10 protein-coding genes and 1 pseudogene are annotated in these 9,325 nt (G+C 55.2%); 8 read left to right on the top strand and 3 right to left on the bottom strand.

Features of this window, described 5'->3' with window-relative positions; translation table 11 throughout:
- On the bottom strand, positions 1–478 hold a 478-nt coding region (locus Pla52o_RS26125; RefSeq protein WP_197169547.1), incomplete at its 3' end, for a site-specific integrase.
- Between the two features lie 224 nt (positions 479–702).
- Here Pla52o_RS26125 and Pla52o_RS26120 point away from each other — a divergent pair.
- Positions 703–1,263 (top strand): hypothetical protein, encoded by a 561-nt coding sequence (locus Pla52o_RS26120; protein ID WP_197169546.1) that lies wholly within the window; start codon positions 703–705, stop codon positions 1,261–1,263.
- Between the two features lie 71 nt (positions 1,264–1,334).
- A complete protein-coding gene (locus Pla52o_RS26115) occupies positions 1,335–1,718 on the top strand; it encodes a hypothetical protein (RefSeq protein ID WP_146597583.1) in 384 nt (127 codons plus the stop codon).
- A 339-nt stretch (positions 1,719–2,057) separates the two neighbouring features.
- On the opposite strand, the gene Pla52o_RS26110 is transcribed toward Pla52o_RS26115, so the two are convergent.
- The gene (locus Pla52o_RS26110; protein WP_146597582.1) at positions 2,058–3,185 is read right to left on the bottom strand and encodes an IS91 family transposase; all 1,128 of its coding nucleotides are present in this window, start codon (positions 3,183–3,185) and stop codon (positions 2,058–2,060) included.
- 3 nt (positions 3,186–3,188) lie between these two features.
- Complete coding sequence (locus Pla52o_RS26105; RefSeq protein WP_146597581.1) at positions 3,189–4,097, bottom strand: site-specific integrase; 909 nt, start codon at positions 4,095–4,097, stop codon at positions 3,189–3,191.
- A 653-nt stretch (positions 4,098–4,750) separates the two neighbouring features.
- Here Pla52o_RS26105 and Pla52o_RS27795 point away from each other — a divergent pair.
- The 6 genes and pseudogenes from Pla52o_RS27795 (at position 4,751) to Pla52o_RS26075 (ending at position 8,547) form a co-directional block, all read left to right on the top strand.
- Positions 4,751–5,254: a type II secretion system protein gene (locus tag Pla52o_RS27795; RefSeq protein WP_315852975.1), complete on the top strand. Its 504-nt coding sequence runs from the start codon at positions 4,751–4,753 to the stop codon at positions 5,252–5,254.
- A pseudogene (locus Pla52o_RS26095) lies at positions 5,164–5,532 on the top strand (hypothetical protein); the annotation flags it as partial. The gene Pla52o_RS27795 and the pseudogene Pla52o_RS26095, both read left to right, overlap by 91 nt.
- A gap of 344 nt (positions 5,533–5,876) precedes the next feature.
- Positions 5,877–6,200 (top strand): four helix bundle protein, encoded by a 324-nt coding sequence (locus Pla52o_RS27595; RefSeq protein ID WP_231612674.1) that lies wholly within the window; start codon positions 5,877–5,879, stop codon positions 6,198–6,200.
- Between the two features lie 141 nt (positions 6,201–6,341).
- The gene (locus Pla52o_RS26085; protein ID WP_146597579.1) at positions 6,342–6,635 is read left to right on the top strand and encodes a hypothetical protein; all 294 of its coding nucleotides are present in this window, start codon (positions 6,342–6,344) and stop codon (positions 6,633–6,635) included.
- 114 nt (positions 6,636–6,749) lie between these two features.
- Entirely contained in the window at positions 6,750–7,460 is a 711-nt protein-coding gene (locus Pla52o_RS26080) for a hypothetical protein (protein WP_146597578.1), read from the top strand.
- A gap of 640 nt (positions 7,461–8,100) precedes the next feature.
- Complete coding sequence (locus Pla52o_RS26075; RefSeq protein WP_146597577.1) at positions 8,101–8,547, top strand: DUF6678 family protein; 447 nt, start codon at positions 8,101–8,103, stop codon at positions 8,545–8,547.
- Positions 8,548–9,325 lie beyond the last annotated feature (778 nt).

The raw sequence follows: 9,325 nt of genomic DNA, 5'->3' as shown, positions 1-9,325 counted from the left end.
CAATGTCACCGACTTGCAGGTTGCGAGCTTCCTCGAGCCGCAAGCCCATCGAGTAGGTCGTCCAAAAGAAGGCTGCAATCCGCTCGACTCGGCAGGCGTCGATGATGCGGTGGACCTGTTCGATGGTGAGTACTTCGGGCATCGTTTTGGACCGCTGCAGCTTCATTGTGGCGAGCGTCTGCCAGTTCCGCTTGCAGGTTCGCGAGTAGAAGAACTTGATACCTGAGAAGGCTACACGGATCGACCCGTACGCGAATTGTTTTTCGTTCTTGAGGTACAGGAAGTATCGCCGCAGTTCGGCTTCGGTGATCCGGTTGGGGCGTTTTTCGCAGTAGTCGGCCAGTTGTCGCACGGCTCGCAGGTAGCCGTGCACGGTGCGTTTGCTCATACCGGCAAGCTGCAGGTCTTCGTTCATGTTCTGATAGAGCTTGCCGTCGAAGTAGGGAGAAGCGGCAGGGAGGTTGTCGTAGTTGACCATGGTAGAACCTTGTTGAGAGGGTAAAGAAAACAACAAGGAAACATGCCTGCGCCGTGAGCACCTGCTAAACTAACGATCGAAAAACCCAACCACCCCGCCGCGATAGCGGCTTACTTGAACCATTGCGTGCACACCGAGCGGTGCTGGAGACCAGCTTCGCTTTCCAATCACACTGGTTTCCACCGCCAGGTGACGCCGAACGTTATCGCAATTAGGAAATCACTATGCAATGGATCGGAATCATCAGCTTGTCCATTGCTTGCTGCGTTGTTTATGGAATTTTGCATGACCAAGTTACTGCGAGAATTTGCGTCGAATACTTTACGATTGGTCATCCTCCAGTCTTTTCAACGCAAGACCCAACTTTGCTCGGCATCGGCTGGGGGGTAATCGCAACGTGGTGGGTAGGTGCTATTCTGGGTGTTCCACTTGCAATGGTGTCCCGCCTTGGCACAGCCCCAAGGAAATCAACCGCCCAGCTTTTTCGCCCGATGCTCATGCTAATGATGTTGAGTGCATCATTTGCGACTGTCATGGGGACGGTCGGATTCATCGCTGCTTGGAACGGTTGGGTATTTCTCGTCGACGAGTTGGCGACTCGCGTTCCTCCCGAAAAACACGTCGCGTTCATCACTGATCTCTGGGCTCACAGCGCCAGTTACTTTGCAGGATTCGTCGGAGGCATCATACTCATGGTTCATACTTGGCGTTCGCGACGCTTGAACACAACACCCACGAAGGCAGAACCAAGCGTAGGACACGAAGTGGCGGGCAACGCGTTTTGATTTTGGATAGTTTACTGGCCGCCACTCGGTCAACCCCAACGTTCATCGACCTGAAAACCCTGGAGACAAAAATGAAACGCAAACGACTCCTCTCTCTTAGTCTCGCGACTGCTGCAAGCTGCCTCGCGATTTTCGTCGTGGTCTACGCTTCGGTCGAACGTCCCACTCCCATCAATCCGCTTTTGACTGCTGTCACGAAAGTGACTCTCGGTTCCACTGCGGACCAAGCGGATGCCGCGATGGGGATGCCGCCCATTTCGGTAACCGAAACCAACGGCTATCTCATGAGCCCCATGGTGATGCTTGCATCCGAAAATGAACTCGCCCCAAAAGACAAAGTCGAACCGTTCTCACTTCGTAAATACGCGAGCGATGCGCACTACGCTGTTGTGGCTGTGCGACCCGACGGTCGGGTTGCGGGTAAATGGGCTGGTTCGATTCCGAACGAACGATAACAATTTAGGCTTTGACATCGCGGAGCGAGGCACGAGCGGAGCCGATGTTCAAGGCCTTGGTTCAAGAAGGCCGGTGGAACGCTTTGAAGATTCAGCGATCGCCTAGAGAATTCAAGTAGGGTTTTGCTTTCTTGTCGCGTGACCGCAGGGCTGAAGATGGTGGCGGAGATGGCCCGGGGTGCCACGTTGCAGCCAGCAACTGGGCCGCTTTGTGCGTTTCCTGATTGTCTGCCAGTGCGGCTGCGGGCCTCGTTTTTCGCGACCTGCGCAGACCGTCTGCGACCGCACTCCTGGTGACGCTTCGTTTTTGACGGTTCGAACGATCGTAAGCCGCATCGTTTAGCTCGCCTTTTCCAGCGGTGGCCCGCGGCTATAGATCACTCGGTGGTTTCGATCAGTGATCTTGATGACCGACAACGGACCACCGCAGTCCGTGCAGCGGCTCGCTGGAGGAGAGTGACTTTCCTTTCGAGCTAACATTGCCAGCGTGAACGTCCAGCCCAAGAACAACCAGACCATCCAACGGACTTCCTCGATACGGATCCGATGGTTGGGACTCATCCAGCCGTAGTAGCGAACTTTCTGAAAGCCGCGCGGCAGCACGTGTTGCAAGAACCCCAATGTGAAATCAAGACCGCTGACCGTCCGCCGCTTGCTTCGCTTCGTGCCCGAAGGCGTGTAGCGATACGTGACGGAGTCTTCGGTGCACGACACGATCCGGTTGTCGCTGATCGCGACGCGGTAAACGTATGGAGCCAAGTACTTCAGCACCGCTTGGCCGTTACCCACCGGTTTGATGTCAACATTCCACTTCTTTCGCCACACTTTCGGATCGACCTGATCAAGCAGCTCAAGTTCTTCCAATCGCGTTTTGAACTTCTCTTTGTAAACGCGACAGGGCGTACCGTGATGCATGAAAAAGTTTTCCGCAGTCGCTTGCCAACAGCCTTCGGTTTCGTTGACTCCGCCACCGGGGACCACGAAGTGCACGTGAGGATGGTAGACCATGGGATCGCGTCCCCAGGTGTGCAGGACGCCGAAGAAGCCGAGTTGGCACCCGGCGAGCGAACGCATGGCACCCGCCACGTCGCGAATCGTGTCACTACCGCAATCGAAGATGGCAGTGTAGCCTTCGCGACGATGGCCGCGCAGCAGCGAACGCAGTTCCTCCGGAACCGTAAAAGTGACCAGGAAGTGATGCACCGGCAACAGTCGTTCCGACTGCTTGGCGAGCCAACTCTGCGTCTTGTGCTTCTGGCAGTTGGGGCAGTGACGATTGCCACACGAGCGACCGATGAGGTGTTTCGCTTGACACCTCTCGCATTCGATCAGGACACGGCCCAACGCGCCAGTGCGGCAGCGGGTGATGGCATCCAGGACGATCCGCATGGGAAGCGGCACTCGGTTGCCGAAAGCTTGCAGCAGCGCCGGTGCGTGCTGTCGGAGGCAGCTCGCAGCGGTGGGCATCGCTTAACGTCTGCGAAAGATCTGTTCGATCGTTTCTCTGGCGTTAGCCTCGGCGGTGTCGGTCAGATGCAGGTAGATCATCGTGGTCTGCAGGCTGCTATGGCCGAGGTACTGCTGAATGACCTTTAAGGAGACGCCCGCTTCGAGTAGATGTGTGGCATAAGAATGTCGGAGTGTGTGGATACTGACACGCTTGGCAAACTTCAAGTCGACGGCGATTTTGGACATAGCTTTTTGGACGGTTGATGTTTGGATGGGCGTATCGGACGTGCCGGATTGTTGGTGATTTCGCCCTTCCGCGGGAAACAGGAAGCGGGGATGTTGATGCGTCACCCAGTGTTGCCGGAGCCAATGGAGAGTCGAAGTTGGCAGGGGCACGTAGCGATCTTTGGCTCCCTTGCCGCGATGGATATGGACCATCATTCGCTGGGAATCAATGTCACCGACTTGCAGGTTGCGAGCTTCCTCGAGCCGCAAGCCCATCGAGTAGGTCGTCCAAAAGAAGGCTGCAATCCGCTCGACTCGGCAGGCGTCGATGATGCGGTGGACCTGTTCGATGGTGAGTACTTCGGGCATCGTTTTGGACCGCTGCAGCTTCATCGTGGCGAGCGTCTGCCAGTTCCGCTTGCAGGTTCGCGAGTAGAAGAACTTGATACCTGAGAAGGCTACACGAATGGAACCGTAAGCGAATTGTTTTTCGTTTTTGAGGTACAGGAAGTATCGTCGCAGTTCGGCTTCGGTGATCCGGTTGGGACGTTTTTCACAGTAGTCGGCGAGTTGCCGAACGGCTCGGAGATAGCCGTGCACGGTGCGTTTGCTCATGCCTGCGAGCTGCAGGTCGTCGTTCATGTTCTGATAGAGCTTGCCGTCGAAGTAGGGAGAAGCGGCAGGGAGGTTGTCGTAGTTGACCATGGTGGAACCTTGTTGAGAGGGTAAAGAAAACAACAAGGAAACATGCCTGCGCCGTGAGCACCTGCTAAACTAACGATCGAAAAACCCAACCACCCCGCCGCGATAGCGGCTTACTTGAACCATGGCATTCACACGGAGCGGGGCTTGCGGCTCAGTTTGAAATGGACACTCTTACTCTCCCCGCCCGGTGATGCCGGACGTTCCCCGACTGAGATGCATGGCTGACGTCGATCCGTATCAACCGCCTGGCAGCGTCACGATTGAGAACGATCCATCACCACCAAGTGTATCCCGTTTTGCTGCAATCGCAGCGATCCTATTTCTCGTGCTTCCGATACTGTTCGGCGTTGCAGGGTTCGTTGGATATATCGCTCTCGCAATTTCCCTTGAACGCCAACCGGCAGAAAACGAAACGGTCCTTTCGCATGGCCAGCAAGCAATGTTGATCTCGCTACCGATCTGCACAATGATTGCAGCATCAGCCGGATTTGCGTTGGCCTTTGCTTTCGTGCGTCAACGCGCTTTGAGCATCATTCTTTTGTTCGCGACCTCCTTGTTGGGATGGCTGGTTACGCGGTCTCTCTGGAATTCGCAAATCGCCCAATACGGCCGTGACGCTTCTGAAACTGTTCTATACTATCCTCCCGCAGGCTATGCTGCGGCGGCCATGTGCCTTGGTTTGTTGCTCTTGCTTATTTCGACGGTTCGTCGCGCAAAACGCGGGGAACCATGAAATGCACGTGAGGACGGGAGTCGCGTTTATTGGTCTGCTTGCAAGTCTTTCTCCCGTCCCGCGTGATTTCTACCGATCTACACACCGTCAGACTGTAGCCATGCCAATCAGAAATGCAGCATCATTGATTGAAACGCTCATAGTTCTTGGCATCATAGGTGTCCTGGTTTCACTCCTACTGCCTGCCGTCCAATCTGCACGGGAACGAGCACGCGAAGCCGTCTGTAAGAACAATCTGCACCAAATCAAATTGGCACTCGCGAATTATCACAGCACCCATAAGAAATCGGCAATTCCGGGCCGTAAAACCCCCGGTGTCGTGGGGGGGGGTGGGCTATCGACCTCTTACCATTCCTTGAGCAGTCCAATCTCTCTAATCTTACACTCAATGGATCGGACCCCAACAACTGCCCTACGGAACTGAAGTCCCTACCGAGGATCATGCGATGCCCAAGCCAGGAAAGGCGTGACAATGGCGATATGGTCGATAATGCAAACTATGCGATCTACATGCCGGATACTCTAATACTGGACGTTCCTAATGGTTTTGCACACCCCTGGCTTGCTTCACCGATGGTCAAACGCAAGGATTTGTTAGTAATCCCCGGTCCGCACAATGGTGGATATTTTGATCATCATGGCAATTTCTTGCTGAATGGTAACTTCTCCGATGCAAACGGGAATTCTCATGGCAGCCTTTAAAATGTAGAACAAAGCGGATGCACCGCAGTCGCCGAGCCTGTCCGACTTACTAAACAATCAACCCCGGCGACGAGGTGATCCTCGTCGTTCTGGGATCGGAAAAATCGGACTCGTACTCAGGGCGCAGCCCGGTACTCGTACTCGTACTCGAAAAGGGGCACCAATGACCGAACCCATCTTCGACCACGATCGACTCGACGTGTACCGGTTGTCAATCGAATACGTCGCGGCATCGTTTTCCACCGCAAAAACACTTGGCGGTCTTCATCGTCACGCGCGACCAGTAGCTTCGTGCGGCTCAGTCGATCCCGCTAAACATTGCCGAGGGCAACGGCAAACGCAGTTTGAAGGATCGCAACCGTTTCCTCAACATCGCTCGGGGGTCCGCACTCGAATGTGCGGCAATCGGCGATGTGCTTTCAGCGACCGGCGGTCTTGACAAAGATCGGCAGGCCGAACTGAAACGCACGCTCAATCGCATCGTTTCGATGTTGACGCGGTTGATTGCTCGGGCCGATGCGGTATCGGAACCGGCAGTCGAGTACGAGCACGAGTACCGCGATGCTGAGTACGAGTACGACCCGAAAGTAGAGCGAGAACCCTGGGATGCAACGAAGCGGCGGCAACGTCGGTTCTTTACATCGACGTCCTCTTTCGCTGCTCGCTGATCCCAAACGTTCTGCTCTCATGATCGATCACCATCATGAAACACGTGCGACGGGATGATTCAAAACCCGTACGAACCGCCCACTTCGGTTGCAACGGTACCTCCCGTCCCGACATCATCATCGCTTCGAATAACAAGGTGGATGTCCGGCTTGTTGGCGCTGACCGGGGTCATTTTTCTACCGTCATTGATCTGGAGCATTTTTATTCCCGGTGGCATCGTCTGGTTGTGTTGGCTGCTGATTGCAGTCGGTGTAAAACGTATAAACAACAACTGGTTCTGGACATTTAGTGTGCTTTGGAACGTTGGCTGGCTCGCTTTCTTTCTCCCTGCGTTTCTAGATCATCCACCGGGGCCGGTGCTCGTTGTGGTACATTACTCTCTCGCGGTTGCGTTCTCACTGATCGCAATCACGTTGAACGTCGTAAAGGGCTAGCGAACAGCACCACCCACTGCACCCGAGCGGCGAAGTGGGGCGTTTTGAAAGCGGAGATCAACCGTCGCCGCCGGCTGATCGGTAATGTTCGTCGGACAGAGGAATCGCGATCCAATGCAATTCAGCCTGCAACACCTCCTGTATCTTACGTCCTTGGTCGCGGCACAATTGATGCTGCGCTCGTACTGGATTTCAACGGGCGTTCCGGCGAATGCCGCGATGATATCACTCTCGCTTGCGGCGATTATCGCTTTCTATCTCGGTTGGACGCGCCACCGGATCCTCCACGCAGGTTTGTTAGCGGGCGCGACTGCTATGCTCTCGGCGCTGGCGATCGCAACGGAAGTGATGTTCGGCTCGACTGCGACAAATTTCATTCCCGTAGACCAGAAGGGAATGTTGCCAAATCTGGTTGCCCTAGTGGTGATTTCAATTGCCGGTGTCGTGTTGGGTACATTTCTCGCGTATCTGTCATGCCTGATTCGGTCGTGGATTGCGTCGCATGATTCGTATCGAATGGCACGGATTGCCGCTGCTGCAGCAGTGCTTTCGTTGCTCGTGCTTTGCTGTTCCCCTCTCCGTGGCGTTTCAGACGCCCATGCAAAACGTGTGCGTTCGGCTATGAGCCAGCAACAAGTCGAAGCGATCCTGGGGCCTCCTAATCCGTTGCCCGACCTGCGTCGTAAGGGAGAATCGTTTTGGGACGCATTCACCCACTTTGGTCGGCGCTATGTGAGGGTTCACGTCATTTACGACAGCGACGGCATTGTGCTAAGCGCGGACAGCGATGGTTCCTGGACAACACGCCCGTGGCTATACTGGTAGCGTCAATCGACAATCAGTACGGAACATGCAAAGCGATTCATGACAACGAACTATCCCGTGGTCCGGAGCCGCGAAGACAGACGTTTTTGAAATGGACAATTTTTCGTCGCCGCCCGGTTACCGCTGGCGGTCGTCAGGTCAAGAGTTGCGCAGACGATTGATGCGCGGTCGACGTTTCAGTTGGCCGGTGTCTTTATACGACATGATTCACTTCTTTGATCAGCCAGGCTCTCGCTGATTGGGATACCGGGATTGGAATACCGGTTGTTCGCTGCATGCCGGTTTGGACAGCAGGGTTTCTTGTTGGCTAGAACGAATCCCGATGCTCGAAAAGATGCGCTGTCGATTTTGACCACGAATCACACGAATAAGTCCATGCTCGAAAAACATTCGTGTCATTCGTGGTTCAATTTTTTCCCACCTCGCACCAAATTGGCGTTGATGCCAAACGGTCGGTACAATTTTGCGCAAGGTGATAGGGCGATGGTCGCTCTTTCGCCGCTCCATCACAGACGCACCATTTGGTGCACCCGAGATCGCGAGCAGGCTTAGTTGGTCGCTAGAGAATCGCTCGCGCGATCCAGGGGACCATGGCCGTCCCCGACTGGCCGACTTCGACGCTTTGTACTGCATCTGCCCCATGTCCGATACATCCCCCCAACCTAACGCAACGCCGGCCCCCGACGAAATTGCTCGGGTGCGGGGCGTGGTTGCGTCTCGCGGGCTTGCTGGTGCGGCCAACGACACAAAGTGGGGACGTCTTCTTGACGCGATGCGGCAGCGATCGGCTTGGTGCCCGTCTTTCCGCTACAAGTGCGTCGATGGTCCCGCTTCAAACTGGGACACCGAATGGTGGTACCACGTACCGCTGCCGATGATCTCGGTCGAATGGCTTGACATATCCTTAACTCAACCTGTTCAGCGTGGAATGCTGCTCGAATCGGAGTCGATCGATCACTCCGCTTGGATCGTAACGCTGCTTGACGAATGCCGTTTCTGCTACGACATGGTGGGCGACGTCATTCGCATTCACGGCTATTTACCCAAATCGTTCGACCTCCTCGACGACCGCAATACGTGCGGATAACCATCCGAGGGTGACGGCGCGGCGGTGATCGCCGTTTTCGCCTGCTTGCAAGTCGTTCGCGCGGCCCCGCTGCCCCCTACCGAGCCTGCGGTCGTTGAGTGGTTGGTCGAACGCCAGACTCCATGATTGTTACTTGATCGTTTGCCACGCTCCGTTTCGGTGGCTCGATCGCTTGCCGCTGCCAACTAACGCGGGGCGAAGCCTCACGGCAAAGTCATTGGTGTGCGATGAGAGCAGATCAGTGTTCTCTCCGACTGGAACACTAATCGGCACTAATCAACACTAATCGATTCGCGGTCTTACCAATGCCGGCATACCAGCGCAGTTGGTGTGTCCGCTGATCGTTGCTGGTTTGCGAATTTGCTCGATCGATTGTTGCTCGGCCTTACTTCAGTCGGTATTTTGAAGGGACACGGAATCGATTCAGTTGGTGAGTCGTCCGCCACGTAAGCCCAGCGCAACAACCATGTGTTGCGCACGAGCGGCGGCAGCACGTTTTCCTGGAAACAACGTCGCGGGTCGCCGCCGTGTGAATTCCGCCGCTATCGGGACTGGCGATCCTGTCCCAAATGAATTCTACAACCACAATCATTCTGCCCGGACTCGACGGTACTGATCTGTTGCTTGCCGCCTTTTGCAAGATGGCCCCCGCATCTCGCGATGCAACCGCCTACACGCTTCTTGACGATCCAGCGGCGGACTACGGTACGCTTTGCGATCACTATTCTGAACGGATTCAGGCTCTCGAATCGTGTCACTTGGTAGCAGAATCGTTTTC

The organism is Novipirellula galeiformis, assembly GCF_007860095.1.
Taxonomy (GTDB): domain Bacteria; phylum Planctomycetota; class Planctomycetia; order Pirellulales; family Pirellulaceae; genus Novipirellula; species Novipirellula galeiformis.
This window is presented reverse-complemented; position numbering and strand designations above follow the sequence as displayed.

Coding starts and splice junctions, on each gene's coding strand:
- Pla52o_RS26085 (WP_146597579.1), top strand. CDS start 6,342: ATGTCCGGCTTGTTGGCGCTGACCGGGGTCATTTTTCTACCGTCATTG.
- Pla52o_RS26120 (WP_197169546.1), top strand. CDS start 703: ATGCAATGGATCGGAATCATCAGCTTGTCCATTGCTTGCTGCGTTGTT.
- Pla52o_RS26105 (WP_146597581.1), bottom strand. CDS start 4,097: ATGGTCAACTACGACAACCTCCCTGCCGCTTCTCCCTACTTCGACGGC.
- Pla52o_RS27795 (WP_315852975.1), top strand. CDS start 4,751: ATGCTGCGGCGGCCATGTGCCTTGGTTTGTTGCTCTTGCTTATTTCGA.
- Pla52o_RS26075 (WP_146597577.1), top strand. CDS start 8,101: ATGTCCGATACATCCCCCCAACCTAACGCAACGCCGGCCCCCGACGAA.
- Pla52o_RS26080 (WP_146597578.1), top strand. CDS start 6,750: ATGCAATTCAGCCTGCAACACCTCCTGTATCTTACGTCCTTGGTCGCG.
- Pla52o_RS26110 (WP_146597582.1), bottom strand. CDS start 3,185: ATGCCCACCGCTGCGAGCTGCCTCCGACAGCACGCACCGGCGCTGCTG.
- Pla52o_RS26115 (WP_146597583.1), top strand. CDS start 1,335: ATGAAACGCAAACGACTCCTCTCTCTTAGTCTCGCGACTGCTGCAAGC.